Source organism: Parabacteroides vesiculifaciens, assembly GCF_049860805.1.
Lineage (GTDB): Bacteria > Bacteroidota > Bacteroidia > Bacteroidales > Tannerellaceae > Parabacteroides.
This window is the reverse complement of sequence record NZ_CP187555.1, coordinates 347,862-364,107: the sequence shown is the minus strand read 5'-3', so window position 1 is coordinate 364,107 and position 16,246 is coordinate 347,862. Positions and strand designations below refer to the sequence as shown.

Sequence of the window (16,246 nt, the reverse complement as noted above, 5' to 3'; positions counted from 1 at the left end):
AAATGATATCAGCCAATCGTGCAACAAGTGTAAACGAAACCGACGGACTGCCGCTGCCCAAACGCTACTGGGCGATACTTGCCACCGCTTTGGGTGTCGGCATGTCCGTCATTGACGGAACCATCGCCAATGTCGCCCTGCCGACCATCGCCCGCGATTTGGGGACGGAACCGTCCGTCACCATCTGGGTAGTGAACGCTTACCAATTGGCCATCACGATCTCGCTCCTCTCCTTCTCCTCCTTGGGAGATATTTATGGCTATAGACGCATCTACCTGTCAGGGATTGCCGTATTCAGCGTCACCTCGCTGATCTGCGCCCTGTCCGGTTCCTTCTGGACCCTGACGGCAGCCCGCATCTTGCAGGGGTTCGGGGCGGCGGCCATCACCAGCGTGAACACGGCTCTGTTGCGCATCATCTATCCGAAAAAGTTTCTGGGAAGGGGAATGGGGATAAACGCCCTTGTCGTGGCGGTCTCGATCGCTGCGGGACCGACCATTGCGTCGGCGATCCTGTCGCTCGGCTCGTGGCACTGGCTGTTCGCCGTCAATGTCCCGTTCGACATCGCCGCCCTGGTGATCGGCTTCTCCCATCTGCCCGGCAACCCGGTGAAAGTCTACGGCAGGCGCTTCGACAAAGTCAGTTGCCTGATGAACGCGCTTACCTTCGGGCTGCTGATCTTCTCGCTGGAAGAGATCGCCCATAAGAAAAGCGCCGTCCTCATCATAGGCGGGATCGTGGCATTGAGCATAATCGGATATTTCTTTATCCGTCGGCAATTGCGCCAGCGCTTCCCGTTGCTTCCCGTCGACCTGATGCGGATACCGATCTTCTCGCTCTCCATCGGGACCTCGGTCAGTTCCTTCACGGCACAAATGCTGGCTATGATCTCCCTGCCCTTTTTCCTCCAGAACACATTGGGACGAAGCGACGTCGCCACGGGACTGCTACTGACTCCCTGGCCCCTGGCAACCATGATTATGGCTCCGACAGCCGGACGACTGGTCGAGAAGATCCATCCGGGGATATTAGGCGGGATCGGCATGGGCATATTTGCAACGGGACTGTTCCTACTCGCCACGCTGCCGGCCCACCCTACCGATATGGATATCATCTGGCGTTTGTTTATCAGCGGAGCAGGTTTCGGCTTGTTCCAGACGCCCAACAACAGCACGATCATCTCCTCCGCCCCCACCAACCGCAGCGGCGGCGCAAGCGGGATGCTCGGTACGGCACGCCTCTTGGGACAGACTTTGGGAGCGACACTGGTCGCCATGCTGTTCAACCTCGTTCCCAGCCACAGCACACAGGCCTGCCTCTACCTGGCCGGCGCATTCGCCATTGTCGCCGGGATCGTCAGTTGCCTGCGCATCTCCGAACCGGCTCCCCTCAAAAGGAAATAAAAAAAGGGACGCCGACCGGCGCCCCTTTCCATATATTCCGTGTTCTGTAAAACAGGGATTAGAGTTTATCGTTAGAACCAAGTACGTTGATAATTTTGTGCTTGTACAGCTTTTCCATATTATCGCGAGCCGGGCCCAGATATTTACGCGGGTCGAATTCAGCCGGTTTTTCAGCGAAAGTCTTGCGGATAGCAGCCGTCATAGCCAGACGGGAGTCTGAGTCGATGTTGATCTTGCAAACAGAAGATGTAGCAGCCTTACGCAACCATTCTTCAGGAATACCGATAGCAGCCTTCAAAGCGCCACCGAACTGGTTGATCGTTTCAACTTCTTCCTGAGGAACAGAAGAAGAACCGTGAAGAACGATAGGGAATCCCGGAAGTTTTTCCATTACGGCGTCCAGAACGTCGAATGCCAATGGAGGAGGAACCATCTTGCCGGTAACCGGGTCGATCGTACACTGTTCCGGAGTAAATTTATAAGCGCCGTGAGATGTACCGATAGAGATAGCCAAAGAATCGCAACCTGTACGGGTAGCGAAGTCGATAACTTCTTCAGGGTTTGTATACGTGTGGTGGTCAGAAGAAACTTCGTCTTCAACACCAGCCAATACACCCAGTTCGCCTTCTACGGTCACATCGAACTGATGAGCGTATTCAACCACTTTCTTAGTCAACGCAATGTTTTCTTCGTAAGGAAGATGAGAACCGTCGATCATTACAGAAGAGAAACCGGAGTCGATACAGCTTTTGCAAGTTTCGAACGTATCGCCGTGATCCAGGTGCAAAACGATCTGGGGGTTTTCACATCCTAATTCCTTTGCATATTCAACTGCACCCTGAGCCATGTAGCGCAACAGAGTAGCGTTAGCATATTGGCGAGCACCTTTAGATACCTGCAGAATTACCGGAGACTTTGTTTCAACAGCAGCCTTGATAATAGCCTGCATCTGTTCCATGTTGTTAAAGTTGAAAGCCGGAATAGCGTATCCGCCTTTGATGGCTTTTGCGAACATTTCTTTTGTGTTCACCAAACCTAAATCTTTGTAATTTACCATTGTTGTATATGTTATTACGTTAATGATTAGAAATCTTCCACAAAGATAATAACTATCCGGAAACATTATGCTTTTAAGCATATAAAATAACACAAAAGTAGGCCAGATTGAAAAAATAGTTCGAAATTCTTTGTTTGTTCAACTCTAATCCATACCTTTGCAACCCAAAATACCGGTTACCAGACTTAAGTATAAGAATATAAATTAAAAATAAGATAACAAAGCAATGAAAAAAGGAATTCATCCTGACAACTATCGTCCTGTAGTATTCAAGGACATGTCAAACGAGGACGTATTTATCACTCGTTCTACTATCAATGCAAAAGAAACGATCGAAATCGACGGCGTTACTTATCCGCTGGTAAAGGTCGAAATCTCAAGCACTTCCCACCCGTTCTACACAGGTAAGGCTAAATTGGTCGATACTGCCGGACGTGTTGATAAGTTCATGAGCCGCTACGGTAACCGTAACAAGAAGTAATAGGGAATTCAAATGGAGAATTGAACATATACCGGTTCCCCGTTTCGATTATATCTGATAAGAAAGGCTGTCCTTCACAGGATGGCCTTTCTTATTTATATGGAATTCGACTACAAAGAACCCGGCTACCATTTTTTATTTACAAAGATATTCTTACTTTTGTGCGTAATTGAAGATTGAAATCAAGCTATGCACCGCGCATCCTTCATTTTCAATCTTCAACTTTCAAATATCAATTAACATCATACCATGGCAAAAACTAAAGAACAATTACTCGACATCCTGGATCAGTTCCAGCTCACAGAGAAAGTAGTTTCCGCTGAACCATTCGGAAACGGACACATTAACGATACGCTGAAAGTAACAAACGAAAAAGGCGAAATCAAATACGTCCTGCAACGCATCAACCACCTGATCTTCACCAACGTGGATATGTTGCAGAACAACATCCAGGTCGTTACTTCGCATATCCGTAAGAAACTGGAAGAAAAAGGCGAAAGCGACATCGACCGCAAAGTGCTGACTTTCCTTCCGACAAAAGATAACAAGCTGTATTATTTCGACGGCGACAGCTATTGGCGCGTTTGCCTGTTCATCCCGAACAGCAAGAGCTACGAAGAGGTCAACCCGGAGCTGTCTTACGAAGCAGGCAAGGCATTCGGCGACTTCCAATCCATGCTGGCCGACATTCCGGAAGGTACGCTGGGCGAAACCATCCCGAACTTCCATAACATGGAATTCCGCCTGGAGCAGTTCCACGACGCAGTAAAGGCTAATGCCGCCGGACGTCTGGACGAAGTGAAAGACCTGATCGAAGAAATCGAAAAACGTGCCGAAGCCATGTGTATCCAGGAACGCCTGTATCGCGAAGGCAAGCTGAAAAAACGCACGAACCATTGCGACACGAAGGTTAACAACATGATGTTCGATGCCGAAACCGACAAGGTTTTATGTGTGATCGACCTCGACACGGTCATGCCGGGCTTCGTCCTGTCAGACATCGGCGACTTCATCCGCACGGGAGCCAATACCGGGGCTGAAGACGATGAAAACTTAGACAACGTCAACGTCAACATGGACATCTTCAAAGCCTATACACGCGGCTACATGGAGAAAGCCAAATCATTCCTGACTCCGACGGAAATCAAGCTGCTCCCGTATGGCGGCCGTTTGTTGACGTACATGCAGACCGTCCGTTTCCTGACCGACTACATCAACGGCGACACATACTACAAGATCCACAGCCCGAAGCACAACCTGATCCGCACAAAGGCGCAGTTCAAACTGCTCCAAAGCCTCGAAGCGCATGCGGAAGAGATGGATGCGTTTATGAGTGAATGGCTGTAGGAAATGGAAAGTTGAAAATTGAAAATTCAATAGGTTGATAGGTTGGCAATTGGGAGGTGAGTAATTACCGCCCGGTTGCCAATCGTTTTTTACCGGTTTTTCGTATCTTGTAGTCGGATAAGAAAATTTCTTGTATCTATCTGAATGGCAGATTATTATTGAGAAGTAACAAGTTGTTGGTAACGATTTGGCAACAGTAAAACTGCATTGATAATCTGTGCTTTGCATACCTTAAAACAACTTCGTTACAAAGTTAGAAAAGTTTTTGGAATAATAAAACCTCGCTTTGATTTATATTGTCGAAGCGAGGTTTTATTTCAATGTAGATAGCTATATATCATAGTCATTTCATTTTGCAAGTAAACCAAGAAATAACTGTCCACGTTCTGTTAGTCGAAACTTCTGAGCAGGATGGTTAGGTTTCTCTGGGATAGTTCTTTCAATCAGGTTGTCGGTAATCAGTTTTTGAATAACTTTATTTAATTGTCCCGATACTTTCTTTTGTCCCAATGCAAGGGATATATCTTGCCTTGATAAAGCATTACTTACTATACAACGCAATACCTCAGAATATAATGTCGTCTTTTGTAGCTCTTGCTGTAACTCTTGCTGCAACTCTTGCTGTAGCTCTTGCTGTAACTCTTGCTGTATATTCTTTATCCGCTTTGCGTTCAGCATATAATCCAGCCTCACAAACTGTACCTGAAACGACAAGCCCACCTCTCTCCAACGAAGTTCGATGTTTGGGTATTCCTTCATTTCATCGGCAATCAACTTCAAGCCGTTGCCCCATTGGTCGATGATACCAAGACGTTTGAAAACAGGGGCTATCACTTTGTTACGTGCATCGCTCTGACGGCTTTCCATTGCAGCATAGTCGATTGATGGTGGTAGAAGTCCCGGACTGGTTATCTCTACCATATCATCATAGACCGCAATCTTAACGTCTTTTCCCGTGAGAGAATAATCCCGATGAACCACCGCATTACGAATCGCCTCACGTATTGCCTTAACAGGGTACTCCCAACGAGAGACAGTGTACACTCCCTCAACCGAAGCGCCTTTATTGATATGGCGTAACACAAAGTTGTATGCTTCCTCTGCTTGTGTGGCAATATTGGTCGTAATACTCTTTTGGTCTATGAAATCATCGATACTAATACCTTTAAAACGAGCACACTCCACCTTTGCATAGTGAAACAACGAGTTTCGCAACGGGTCGTCCGAGAATAGAATCAACGCATTGGTCGGATATTCTGTTCCTTGCATATCTTTAACCAAGTCTAATTTCCTTAATGCCTGGTCGGATAATTCTTCCCCCGTTTTCTCCTTGAATATAGCCTTAAAACCATCTATGCTCAAATCATTTACAGGCTTATCTGGTATAACTTCGCTATCAAAAGAGATGTTTCGTCTCCGACGTTCCAATTCCGAGATAATAGCTTCATCCGCAAGTCGATTTGTCGAGCCTACACGAATAAATGTTCCTTGTAACTTACCTTTCTCTTTGAGATAATAAGGTGGCGTGCTACCTCTGAAAACAGTCACTTGAATCAAGTGTTTGTTTTCTTCGCTTATAAATTTTATCTCCGGCAATATCGCAGGATAGCAACGGTCAAAAATAATATTACTTATTTTCTCCCCGATAGCCACCAACTTGTCCTCATCCAATCCTACCACTTCACGAGGATCATCTGCCACACCAATATACAGGTCGCCACCTGCATCATTGGCAAATGCCACAACCGTCTTAGCCACATCGGAATGCTCCGGCAACTCTGCCTTAAATTCCAATCTACGCCCTTCGGGTTGCGTTAGTGTCTCCTTTATCTTCATATTATTTCTGAGTATCACTGTTTAAATTGAATATTTAGTCTTTATAATTGGGATAACCTATCATTAGGATATTCTCTACCACATCTAATGTTTTTAATAATTCGATATTAGGTATTAAACTATTGTCAAGAGGCACAAAAAATAATTTATTCCCCATATTCTTGGCTGCTTCTACCAATGGATTTATTGGTAAAATGCATAAATCGATATTAAGGTCTGGATGAAATGTCCACATCTGTTTAATGCCCTTTTCTTGAAGTAGCTCTTTAATCCTATTCATATCCTTGATTTTACTCATATCATCTACTTGATTTCAAATATAGGAAATTATTTAGGATACTAACAAGCAATCAATATAAAAATAAACATCCCCATATCGCAAAGTATGAGGATGTTTCAGTTGTAATGAATGCAACAAGCTTATGAACAGGAATCGGTCTCTTTATTTCCGCTTTCGTTCCTTCTCGTCATCCTGTTGCATCCGCTTATTCAGTCGATCCCGCATCTCCATTCTCACTTGGCTTTTTGTTGGTTTCGGATGGCTTGCTGCTCTTTCCTTTTTATTACATAAACCACTATTAATCAGTATTATTACTACGTTCCGCCCTAAGTCTCAATTTTATTTCCTATCTTTGTGATGGACAGATAATGCCAAAGTAACATCATGACGAATATATTAAATAAAATAAATTCCTTGTTTCCTATTTCCGACGATACGGTCCAGGTATTGAAAGAGAACGTAACCTATTGCCGCTTCCCGAAAAAGTACCAGTTGATAAAAGCAGATACCTATAGCAAAGCCGCCTTTTTCATTGAGAAAGGCATTACGCGTTCCTTTTGGCTGGTAGACGGCGAAGAGGTTACGACATCGTTTGCCGGCGAAGGAAGCATCGTCTTCAGCATGGACGAGCTCTATTACGGAAAGATAAGCGAGGAGTTTGTCGAAACGCTGGAAGAGGTGGAAGCCTACCGGATCCCGCTGGCGACATTGACGCACCTTTTCGAGACAAACATCGAACTGTGCAACTGGGGAAGGATCATCCATCAAAACGAATACAGGCGCTTGCACCGCAGCCACAAAGACCATTTGACCTTGTCAGCCAAGGAACGATATGAAGCATTCAAGGAACAGTTTCCGGACGCATACCGGCGAGTGAACTTAGGATATATCGCCTCCTACCTGGGTATCAGGCTCTCCACCCTCAGCCGGCTCCGGGCGAACGGATAGCGGAATTTGACATAGGACAAATTATTTATCCGGAAAAGCAAATACCTTTGCCGCATATTACAAATATCTAATTCAATATCGATGTCAGACACAACAATCTCTTCAGCCGCATTTGCGGATACCAAACCCCATTACGAGCTCCTTGACGGATTGCGAGGGGTGGCAGCCTTACTGGTTGTCTTCTATCACATCTTCGAAGGCCTTTCGTTTGCAGCCGGAGGAACTCCCATCACAACGATCAACCACGGCTACTTAGCCGTCGATTTCTTCTTCATCCTTTCCGGTTTCGTGATCGGCTACGCCTACGACGACCGCTTAGGCAAAACAATGACGACCGGCAACTTTTTCAAACGCCGCCTGATCCGCCTCCATCCGATGATCATCATGGGAGTCGTATTGGGAGCGATAGCCTTCTTCATACAAGGGTGCGTCCAGTGGGACGGCAAGCACGTGGCAGTCTCGGCGGTGATGCTGTCCACGCTCTGCGCGATGTTTTTCATTCCCGCCCTGCCCGGTGCGAGATATGAAGTGCGCGGCAACGGCGAGATGTTCCCCCTCAACGGTCCGAGCTGGTCGCTCTTTTTCGAGTATATCGGCAATATCCTTTACGCCGTTTTCATCCACCGCCTTTCCACCAAGGCCCTGACGGTGCTGGTCGCCCTGTTGGGGATCGGGCTTGCCGGGTTCACGCTCTTCAATGTCTCGGGTTACGACATGATCGGCGTAGGCTGGACACTCGACGGATTGAATTTCCTCGGCGGTTCCCTGCGTATGCTTTTCCCCTTCTCGCTGGGGATGCTGTTGTCCCGCAATTTCAAACCGTTCCAGATGAGAGGAGCTTTCTGGATCTGTTCGATCGTCCTGCTGATTCTTTTCTGCGTACCTTACATAAAGGTAGACGCCGCCCCCATCAGCTTCAACGGGCTGTTCGAGGCAGCCTGCATCATCCTTATCTTCCCGGTCCTTGTCTGGCTCGGAGCTTCCGGCAAGACTACGGACAAACGTTCGACGAAGATATGCAAGTTCCTGGGCGACATATCCTACCCGCTCTACGCCGTCCACTACCCGATCATGTACCTGTTCTACGCCTGGCTGATCGACAACGAACTCTATACGTTCTTCGAAGTCTGGCCTGTAGCATTGGCAGTCTACGTCGGCAGCATCGTTGTGGCTTTCCTCTGCCTGAAACTTTATGACGAACCGGTCAGAAAGTGGTTGGGCAAAAAGTTCCTGAGGAAGTAACATTCATTTTTTGGATTCCCGCTCGAACGTCGCCCGCTTCAACTTCTTATTCACGACTTCGGATGCACGGAAATTCAGTCCTTTGACCCGGATCGATTCGGCACGTATCTCATTCATTCTCTGTATCAGGCGGCTTTGGGCCGACACCGAAAACGAACCGAATCCATCCAGGTTAATGGTATATCCATCCTGCAATTTATTAACTATGAAATCTTCCATCAGCATCCAGGACCGCGCCAACTCGGCGCGGAGGCTGGAGGAACCGTGAGAAATCGCATTGAACATCGCCTCTTTATCGATCGTCCCGCTACTGACGACTTTCGGATAATAACCTTTCGTTTTCTTTTCTTCGGGGTTCATGTTGTCGTGAACCGGTTCAAACCTGTAAGTGATTGCCATATTTCTATTTTTATGTATGTATTTTTGATTGAAGTGCCGACACGCCGACACTAAATCTATAACTTTCTATTTCTAAACCAATTAAGAAAACACACGGAAGCCATTTGCCGACATTTTGCCGACACTGATCCGACATTTTGCCGACACTGATCCTTATTTTTGGGGTAAAACATAGTAATACCGGCACGTGGCAGTCCGCTTCTTTCTCACTTTATGCTTTTGCATCAAACGCCCTAACAAAGACAACTGATGATCCGTGACCTCTATTTTTCCAAACTTACTTAGATATTTCAAGATCTCCGGAGCCGAAACAGGCTCACACGCCTCATCCGGTTCCGCCGCACGGTAACAATAGAGAAACAGCTCTTCCAATAACGGGATTTTCTCGAAGCTGCGGTTATTCCGGTTCAACTGCATTTCCTCTTCCGGCGTAAACCAATAGCGTTCGCCTTTTCTCAACGCATGTACCGCCTCGGCATACAATTGCGGATAGTCGACAGCTTCCAGGCGTATCGTACCCGTCACCTCGACACCGATAAAGCGACGGCTCCCGGTCGTGTCCGTCAACAGGTCGAACGTGTTGGACGTCGCAATGAACGAAGCAAAACGACGTATCTCTTCCACACTCGATCCATGCGGTTTCCGCATGCTGACTTTCGCTTTCTGGAGCAAGTTCTTCATATAAGGCTGGCGGGATGCCGGGATCGAATCGAACTCGTCCATATTGATCAAAGCATAGCACCCCAGCGCCCATTCCGCATCTTTCCGGCTCGTGAAGTCGATCCCGTCCGTATAATACTCGCGCAGTTCGGGCGGCAGAAGATTCTGGCAGAACGAACTTTTGCGGCATCCCTGCGGACCGACAAGCAAAGGGGAAACCCCGTTCGCATGCTCCCGGTCCATCTGCAACCAATGCGCCACCATGCTCAGGAACCAGACGTAGAACCGGTCCTTCCATTCCGGCTGATCGCAAGGGACACAACCGGCAAGCTCCCGGACGCGCTCCTTTCCATCCCAGGCCGGCAGACGGGACAGGAACTCTTCCACCGGCCAGAAATCAGGAATGCGGTCGGAATCGATATACCGCTGCACGTCATATTCGATGACCGAGATTCCTTCCAATTGCGCCTCGAAGCAAATGCTTTTGATCACCTCCGCCGTCACCGGACGAAACCGGGCAAACACCGTATTACGCGTAAGGACTTCGCGGCATCCCTTCATCCGGTTGTTACGAACCTCGAAACGACGGGCCACAAACTCCTGCAACTGCATGGCCGCCAGCATCTTCTTCGGCATAGCAAACGCCTTCCCGAAAGCCTCCCGCTTCATATAGACCGTCCGGAAAGTCATGCGGACCTCCTGCTCTCCCATCTCTTCATAGAAATGCAACAAAGTGAACCGCACGGCATCCTCTTCAGGGATCGCAGAACGGAGACAATTCTTAGCCAACTTCACCAACAGTGATTTCCGCTCTCCTTCCTCCGTTCCATAGCCGACCTCGAGCACCGACTGTTGCAAAGCTGTCTCGAAAAGAATGGAGATCAACTGATACCGGTCATAGCCCGGCAGCATCCGTTTCAAAGGATCCGTTTCCCTCTCTCGCGCTTCGCGAACCGTCAACGGCATCGGCATCTGCAACGGCTGTTCCATCCGGATCGGCAAAGCGCCGGGATTGTAATATAAATCCGGATCATACGACACACGGCATCCTTGCAAAGGCGACGGTTCCGTTTGTTCGATCCCATATTGCAACTGTGCCCCGTAATAACGTGCCGCCCGTATAAAGGCATGGGCGTGAAAGCATTCGACCTCTTCCTTCCGTTCCGGCAGCGTACCCTCCATCCTGACAAACGGCACTACGATTTTCACACTCCTCCCGCTCGATCCGACAAACGCCAACAAGGTCTGCGGCATCTCCGCCACCGACCTCCTGACACGGGCTGCTTCTTCCAACCCGGTCAATTTACTGACACTTAACAGGATCAGGCCGTTGTAGTTTTGAATTTCCGCTTTTCCATTTCCCTTTTTGCAAGTAGCACCGAAAATCAATCCCGGCAGTTTTTCCGCCTGCGAACTGCGGTTATAGGGGTTCAGATAGGGTAAAGAAATCCGTAAATCTTCCACTCGTTTCCGTGAAACCTCCGACTTCATCGCTTCTACTCCCGCCTCTAATTCCAGATTCCGGAAAGTACGTAGATCTCCACGAAACTGTGTTATTTTCATTTCTTTTGTTTTAAGATTAATAGACCTTTAAAGATACGCAATAACTCCCCACAAACCAAATAAACCAAAGGATAAATAAACTATTGTCTTTCTCGCCTGAAACTATTCCGTTTCACGTTGGATACTAATTCAAACTTAGGCGGGAACTATAGATACCCTGTAGACCGTATCGTCAATACCCTGTACATTGTATAACAGATACGGTCTACAGGGTATTCCGGATCGGGTGTAGATGATATGGGCACTGATTAGCGTGAGATGAAATAGTTCTTGGTAGATATAGAAATAGTTCTTCCTTAAAATTCAGATAGTTAATGCAGATAACGGATGCCTGATGCGACAAACACGGGCCGGATGAACGCAAACAAAAAAGGCCGTCCTTTTAGACAGCCTTATGGGGTGAAAGATGGGGCTCGAACCCACGACCCTCGGAACCACAATCCGATGCTCTAACCAACTGAGCTACTCTCACCATGTTTATCTTATCGAGTGTTGATTTCTTTAAGACGGTGCAAAGATAGATGTTTTATTTTAAACTGCAAATAATCCGAATACTTTTTTATTCAAAAATATACTCTCCGACCTCTTTATTACTGCCATTTAGAAGCAAACGGGTATTATTTACATACTTAATTAATGCTGAATCAATTGAAAAAGAGGCTTTTTGATTCTTTTCCGACCAAGAGGCTGCCGGGACTACCCGGATATCTTCTTTTCCCTGTTTATTCTCACACCGGGAGGAATAGATCAACGAATATTGTGCGGATGCAATGTACCGGCGCAAACCTTTCCGGCATAAAACGACTTTCACCATAACACCTCCGTCGGTATGTTCCCGGCTCATGTTCGATATGAAGTTGCCTAATGAATAGACGACCAGGCGGTCGGAAGTTCCATCTTTCCCTCTGCGGAGTTCCATCGGCTGGACAACATGGGGATGACAGCCGATGACCAGATCGACGCCCTGTCCCGTCAGCCAATCGGCCAGTTCACGTTGTTTGCGGGAAGGCATCCGCTCGTATTCCAGTCCCCAATGCATATTGGCAATGATAAAATCGGGGTTAAAGAGCTTGGCTTCGGCGATATCGGCTTCCATCAGTTTCTTATCGATATAATTGACGATACGGGGCGTATCGACTTTCAAGCCGTTAGTGTCATACGTGTAATTGAGCATGATGATACGGAAATCCTTCTTACGGAGCAACATCGGGTATGTGCGGTGGCGGTGGTCAGGGTCAAGAAAGGTTCCGGTATGGCGGATTTTGAGAGAATCCAGCGTTTGAATGGTGCGGACAAGTCCGCCTGTCCGCCTGTCTAAGCAATGGTTGTTAGCTAACAGGAAAAAGCTAAAGCCCGCTTTTTTCAAAGCTAAAGCGAAATCTTCCGGAACGCTGAAAGCCGGATAACCGCTATAGGGCTTCCCTCCTAACGGGACTTCAAAGTTCACAACGGCGATATCGGCGGCTTTCACCTCTTTTTCGATATTCGCAAAGTAGCCGCCTAAATCAAAAGAATCTCCCCTCCGGGTATTGTCGAGTTGCTTCTGGTGCATCATGGCATCACCGGCAAACAAGATTGTCAGCGAGTCCTGAGCGGATAAAGACAGAAAGCTCAAAAGACAAAACCCGGAAAGGAGGATTTTCATTTATAAATCTCTTTCTTTCCGGCTAAAAGCGTATTGCGCATCAAAGAGATAATAGTCATCGGACCTACGCCACCCGGAACCGGCGTGATATAGGAGCATTTAGGGGCAACCTCGTCAAACTTGACATCGCCGGTCAGTTTAAAACCGCTTTTGCGAGTCGCATCCGGAACACGCGTCGTACCCACATCCACGATAACTGCGCCTTCTTTCACCATATCGCCTTTCAGGAATTCAGGGACGCCCAAAGCCACAATAATGATATCGGCGCTCTGGCACATCTCTTTCAGGTTTTCGGAACGGCTATGGCAAACGGTAACCGTGCAATCGCCCGGATAAGCTTTCTGCATCATCAGGGTAGCCATCGGCTTACCCACGATATTGCTGCGGCCCAGCACTACGCAATGTTTGCCGCGAGTCGGGATCTCGTAACGCCTCAACAGTTCCAGGATACCGGCCGGAGTTGCCGACACGAAACAGGGAAGGCCGATAGACATACGGCCGACATTGATCGGGTGGAAACCGTCCACATCCTTGCGGTAGTCGATTGCTTCGATAATCTTCTGTTCCGAGATATGTTTCGGCAGCGGGAGCTGTACGATGAAGCCGTCCACATCCGGATCGTTGTTCAGCTCGTCGACCTTACGAAGAAGTTCTTCTTCGGTAACGTCGGCTTCATACCGGATCAGCGACGATTTGAAACCGATCTCATTGCACGTCTTCACCTTGCTGGCGACATACGTTTCACTCCCCCCGTCATGGCCTACCAATATAGCAGCCAAATGAGGAATTTTACCACCGGCAGCCTTAATACGGGCCACTTCTTCCGCCATCTCCTGCTTCATCTGAGCTGAAACGGCCTTTCCGTCCAATAGCTTGTATTGCTGTTCTTCCATACTCTATTATCTTTTCGGGATTATCTTCTGAATGAAGGGAATTTTTTGCTTCCCGGTTTGGCAGCCGTCAACATACGCATCATCTTGCGCGTTTCGTCGAACTGCTTGATCAGCTTGTTCACCTCCTGGATGGTCGTACCGCTGCCTTTGGCAATGCGCTGGCGGCGTGAACCGTTGAGGAGAGCGGGGTTCGTACGTTCGTCCGGAGTCATGGAGTAGATGATCGCTTCGATGCTCTTGAAAGCATTGTCGTCGATATCCACGTCTTTCAGGGCCTTGCCTACGCCCGGGATCATGGAGGCCAGTTCTTTCAGGTTACCCATCTTCTTGATCTGCTGGATCTGGGCGATAAAGTCGTTGAAGTCGAACTGGTTCTTGGCGATCTTCTTCTGCAGGCGTTTGGCTTCTTCTTCGTCATACTGTTCCTGTGCGCGTTCCACCAAAGAAACGATATCACCCATACCGAGAATACGGTCTGCCATACGTTCGGGGTGGAAGATATCCAGTGCATCCATCTTTTCACCCGTACCGACAAATTTGATCGGTTTGTCGACCACCGTACGGATAGAAAGGGCGGCACCGCCACGGGTATCACCGTCCAGCTTGGTCAGCACCACGCCGTCGAAGTCCAGGCGTTCGTTAAATTCCTTCGCCGTGTTCACGGCATCTTGTCCGGTCATGGAGTCGACCACGAACAGGATTTCATCGGGCTGGATAGCGCTCTTGATAGCCGTGATCTCTTTCATCATCTGCTCGTCGATAGCCAGACGGCCGGCGGTATCGACAATCACGACATCGTTGCCTTTCGCCCGCGCTTCGCGGATCGCGTTCATCGCGATCTCCACCGGATTCTTGTTTTCCAGCTCCATGTAGACAGGCACTCCGACCTGTTCGCCGACCACGCGCAACTGCTCGATAGCGGCCGGGCGGTACACGTCACAGGCTGCCAACAGAGGCTTCTTATTTTTCTTCGTCTTCAGCAGGTTCGCCAGCTTACCCGAAAAAGTCGTTTTACCGGAACCTTGCAAACCGGACATCAGGATGATCGCCGGGCTGCCTTTCAGGTCCAGCTCGGTCGCCGTCCCTCCCATCAGTTCGGCCAGCTCGTCATGCACGATCTTGACCATCAACTGGCTGGGTTTAACGGAGGTAAGCACGTTCTGCCCTAACGCTTTCGTCTTTACCGTATCGGTAAAGCTCTTGGCTACTTTATAGTTTACGTCGGCGTCGAGTAATGCCTTACGCACATCTTTCAATGTCTCAGCCACATTGATCTCCGTGATCTTACCTTCACCTTTCAACAGTTTAAACGATCTGTCTAACCTTTCGCTTAAATTCTCAAACATAATTCGTATGTATATTTATTTTATTTTTATTCTTTGAATGAGGGGCAAAGGTAAGAAAAAGGTGCGACTTGCGCCACACCTTTCACTTATTTATAGCTTGACTATGATCCGTATTAATTCATACAGAATGGGAAAATCCTCCTTCCTTTCATTTAAAGGCTCCCGTGCAATGGAGATCCATCAAGCTTCCGTTCACATTTTTAGTTCCTGTAAATTCATATTTTCCTTCACCTGTAAAGGTCAAGATCGCGTTATAGATAAACATTCTGGAATTACCCGGGACCGACTGCAAGACAGAGATGTTTAATTCTGCGCTATTATCCCCGGTCTTGACATAAGTATATTTACCGGTATTGAAAGACCAACTTGACTGGCAAGTGGTTTCATCTAAGATCTCAATGCTACAACCATATTCACTATATTCTTTGACACTTCCTCGATATGTATAATACCCAGTCCATCCTATGACAGTACCCTTAGGCAAAGACTCCGGTGCCCAACCGGAACTACCGGAAAAATCATCGTCATCACCACACCCCAAAAACAATGCCATTGAGAATACAGTAAACCCCATCCATTTTAAAAATCTGAATTTTGTTTTCATACGCCGTTTGTTTTTAAATCAATTATTTATGTTTGTGTTCTTTTATTCTGTGCCGGTAAAGGTAATACCCCCCGCCATTCCCGGGAATGCCTAATTTCCGAAAATGCAGTTATAAGGCCGATAACAGGAATCATCCTGCCCAAAAAAGAGATTATTCAGGCGCTCGTATTTTCTTCGCGACGTCTGCCATCCGGTAAATATAGATTTCGGGGCGAACGGAATCCGGGGATCTTTTTCCGCCAACCGCAAATGAGGAAGGCGCCCCCTAAAGGAAGACATGCCGGGTGCGCTGGTCGCAAAAAGCGTCTTTCACTTCGATCTCTTTCGTGTCGGCATAGGCGACTCCCTGCAGGTAAAGCGCGTTTTCCTTCTCAAACAGGCTGACGTAGTTGTCACGGAAGCCACTGATCTTGTAGTTTGCCGAAACTCGGCGGTGATGGCCGCGACAAGCTGTGCATACAGGAGGTAATGCTCGGCGTTGCAGGCTTGGAACAAAAACTTTTTGAAGGGATCTCACGGCGAGCATACTTTTAGGAATCTCA

The 16,246-nt window shown here is 47.9% G+C and carries 15 protein-coding genes and 1 tRNA gene; 5 read left to right on the top strand and 11 right to left on the bottom strand.

Going from position 1 to position 16,246, the window contains the following annotated elements; genetic code table 11:
* Positions 1 to 2 precede the first annotated feature (2 nt).
* Positions 3 to 1,403 carry an MFS transporter gene (locus ACPYIV_RS01505; protein WP_425885170.1) on the top strand — a complete coding sequence of 467 codons (1,401 nt, stop codon included), beginning with the start codon at positions 3 to 5 and terminating at the stop codon, positions 1,401 to 1,403.
* Between the two features lie 58 nt (positions 1,404 to 1,461).
* Here ACPYIV_RS01505 and ACPYIV_RS01500 read toward each other — a convergent pair whose 3' ends face one another.
* Entirely contained in the window at positions 1,462 to 2,460 is a 999-nt protein-coding gene (locus tag ACPYIV_RS01500) for a class II fructose-bisphosphate aldolase (protein ID WP_293739017.1), read from the bottom strand.
* Between the two features lie 226 nt (positions 2,461 to 2,686).
* On the opposite strand from ACPYIV_RS01500, the gene ACPYIV_RS01495 reads away from it, so the two are divergent.
* Together ACPYIV_RS01495 and ACPYIV_RS01490 are read left to right on the top strand one after the other, a co-directional pair.
* Entirely contained in the window at positions 2,687 to 2,941 is a 255-nt protein-coding gene (locus ACPYIV_RS01495; protein ID WP_008150452.1) for a type B 50S ribosomal protein L31, read from the top strand.
* Between the two features lie 249 nt (positions 2,942 to 3,190).
* Complete coding sequence (locus ACPYIV_RS01490) at positions 3,191 to 4,288, top strand: phosphotransferase enzyme family protein (protein ID WP_293739018.1); 1,098 nt, start codon at positions 3,191 to 3,193, stop codon at positions 4,286 to 4,288.
* A 348-nt stretch (positions 4,289 to 4,636) separates the two neighbouring features.
* Here the strand turns inward: ACPYIV_RS01490 and ACPYIV_RS01485 are convergent, their stop codons facing one another.
* Together ACPYIV_RS01485 and ACPYIV_RS01480 are read right to left on the bottom strand one after the other, a co-directional pair.
* Entirely contained in the window at positions 4,637 to 6,124 is a 1,488-nt protein-coding gene (locus ACPYIV_RS01485) for an RNA-binding domain-containing protein (protein ID WP_425885166.1), read from the bottom strand.
* Between the two features lie 34 nt (positions 6,125 to 6,158).
* Positions 6,159 to 6,422, bottom strand: coding sequence for a hypothetical protein (locus ACPYIV_RS01480; RefSeq protein WP_293733109.1), 264 nt, complete (start codon positions 6,420 to 6,422; stop codon positions 6,159 to 6,161).
* Between the two features lie 366 nt (positions 6,423 to 6,788).
* On the opposite strand from ACPYIV_RS01480, the gene ACPYIV_RS01475 reads away from it, so the two are divergent.
* Together ACPYIV_RS01475 and ACPYIV_RS01470 are read left to right on the top strand one after the other, a co-directional pair.
* On the top strand, positions 6,789 to 7,352 hold the full coding sequence (locus ACPYIV_RS01475) for a Crp/Fnr family transcriptional regulator (RefSeq protein ID WP_293733108.1): 564 nt from the start codon (positions 6,789 to 6,791) through the stop codon (positions 7,350 to 7,352).
* A gap of 81 nt (positions 7,353 to 7,433) precedes the next feature.
* On the top strand, positions 7,434 to 8,594 hold the full coding sequence (locus ACPYIV_RS01470) for an acyltransferase family protein (protein ID WP_293739019.1): 1,161 nt from the start codon (positions 7,434 to 7,436) through the stop codon (positions 8,592 to 8,594).
* Positions 8,595 to 8,597: 3 nt separating this feature from the next.
* Here the strand turns inward: ACPYIV_RS01470 and ACPYIV_RS01465 are convergent, their stop codons facing one another.
* The 8 genes from ACPYIV_RS01465 to ACPYIV_RS01430 all read right to left on the bottom strand — a co-directional run bounded on the left by ACPYIV_RS01465 (position 8,598) and on the right by ACPYIV_RS01430 (position 16,221).
* The gene (locus ACPYIV_RS01465; protein WP_293739020.1) at positions 8,598 to 8,993 is read right to left on the bottom strand and encodes a hypothetical protein; all 396 of its coding nucleotides are present in this window, start codon (positions 8,991 to 8,993) and stop codon (positions 8,598 to 8,600) included.
* Between the two features lie 153 nt (positions 8,994 to 9,146).
* Positions 9,147 to 11,216 (bottom strand): BT4734/BF3469 family protein, encoded by a 2,070-nt coding sequence (locus ACPYIV_RS01460; RefSeq protein ID WP_425885163.1) that lies wholly within the window; start codon positions 11,214 to 11,216, stop codon positions 9,147 to 9,149.
* 395 nt (positions 11,217 to 11,611) lie between these two features.
* Positions 11,612 to 11,688: transfer RNA gene (locus tag ACPYIV_RS01455), tRNA-His, on the bottom strand.
* A gap of 87 nt (positions 11,689 to 11,775) precedes the next feature.
* Positions 11,776 to 12,861 carry a CapA family protein gene (locus ACPYIV_RS01450; protein WP_425885161.1) on the bottom strand — a complete coding sequence of 362 codons (1,086 nt, stop codon included), beginning with the start codon at positions 12,859 to 12,861 and terminating at the stop codon, positions 11,776 to 11,778.
* The gene (gene folD / locus ACPYIV_RS01445) at positions 12,858 to 13,754 is read right to left on the bottom strand and encodes a bifunctional methylenetetrahydrofolate dehydrogenase/methenyltetrahydrofolate cyclohydrolase FolD (RefSeq protein WP_293733103.1); all 897 of its coding nucleotides are present in this window, start codon (positions 13,752 to 13,754) and stop codon (positions 12,858 to 12,860) included. Before folD ends, ACPYIV_RS01450 begins: the two co-directional genes overlap by 4 nt.
* Positions 13,755 to 13,774: 20 nt before the next feature.
* Positions 13,775 to 15,100 carry a signal recognition particle protein gene (gene ffh / locus ACPYIV_RS01440; protein ID WP_293740768.1) on the bottom strand — a complete coding sequence of 442 codons (1,326 nt, stop codon included), beginning with the start codon at positions 15,098 to 15,100 and terminating at the stop codon, positions 13,775 to 13,777.
* 148 nt (positions 15,101 to 15,248) lie between these two features.
* Positions 15,249 to 15,704 (bottom strand): hypothetical protein, encoded by a 456-nt coding sequence (locus ACPYIV_RS01435; protein WP_293740767.1) that lies wholly within the window; start codon positions 15,702 to 15,704, stop codon positions 15,249 to 15,251.
* A gap of 265 nt (positions 15,705 to 15,969) precedes the next feature.
* Complete coding sequence (locus tag ACPYIV_RS01430; RefSeq protein ID WP_425885158.1) at positions 15,970 to 16,221, bottom strand: hypothetical protein; 252 nt, start codon at positions 16,219 to 16,221, stop codon at positions 15,970 to 15,972.
* Positions 16,222 to 16,246: the final 25 nt, after the last annotated feature.

What these genes read in the sequence shown, in the direction of transcription:
- ACPYIV_RS01450 (WP_425885161.1), bottom strand. Translation starts at nt 12,861, where the DNA reads ATGAAAATCCTCCTTTCCGGGTTTTGTCTTTTGAGCTTTCTGTCTTTA.
- ACPYIV_RS01475 (WP_293733108.1), top strand. Translation starts at nt 6,789, where the DNA reads ATGACGAATATATTAAATAAAATAAATTCCTTGTTTCCTATTTCCGAC.
- ffh (WP_293740768.1), bottom strand. Translation starts at nt 15,100, where the DNA reads ATGTTTGAGAATTTAAGCGAAAGGTTAGACAGATCGTTTAAACTGTTG.
- ACPYIV_RS01465 (WP_293739020.1), bottom strand. Translation starts at nt 8,993, where the DNA reads ATGGCAATCACTTACAGGTTTGAACCGGTTCACGACAACATGAACCCC.
- ACPYIV_RS01505 (WP_425885170.1), top strand. Translation starts at nt 3, where the DNA reads ATGATATCAGCCAATCGTGCAACAAGTGTAAACGAAACCGACGGACTG.
- ACPYIV_RS01490 (WP_293739018.1), top strand. Translation starts at nt 3,191, where the DNA reads ATGGCAAAAACTAAAGAACAATTACTCGACATCCTGGATCAGTTCCAG.
- ACPYIV_RS01500 (WP_293739017.1), bottom strand. Translation starts at nt 2,460, where the DNA reads ATGGTAAATTACAAAGATTTAGGTTTGGTGAACACAAAAGAAATGTTC.
- ACPYIV_RS01480 (WP_293733109.1), bottom strand. Translation starts at nt 6,422, where the DNA reads ATGAGTAAAATCAAGGATATGAATAGGATTAAAGAGCTACTTCAAGAA.
- ACPYIV_RS01470 (WP_293739019.1), top strand. Translation starts at nt 7,434, where the DNA reads ATGTCAGACACAACAATCTCTTCAGCCGCATTTGCGGATACCAAACCC.
- ACPYIV_RS01435 (WP_293740767.1), bottom strand. Translation starts at nt 15,704, where the DNA reads ATGAAAACAAAATTCAGATTTTTAAAATGGATGGGGTTTACTGTATTC.
- ACPYIV_RS01495 (WP_008150452.1), top strand. Translation starts at nt 2,687, where the DNA reads ATGAAAAAAGGAATTCATCCTGACAACTATCGTCCTGTAGTATTCAAG.
- ACPYIV_RS01460 (WP_425885163.1), bottom strand. Translation starts at nt 11,216, where the DNA reads ATGAAAATAACACAGTTTCGTGGAGATCTACGTACTTTCCGGAATCTG.
- folD (WP_293733103.1), bottom strand. Translation starts at nt 13,754, where the DNA reads ATGGAAGAACAGCAATACAAGCTATTGGACGGAAAGGCCGTTTCAGCT.
- ACPYIV_RS01485 (WP_425885166.1), bottom strand. Translation starts at nt 6,124, where the DNA reads ATGAAGATAAAGGAGACACTAACGCAACCCGAAGGGCGTAGATTGGAA.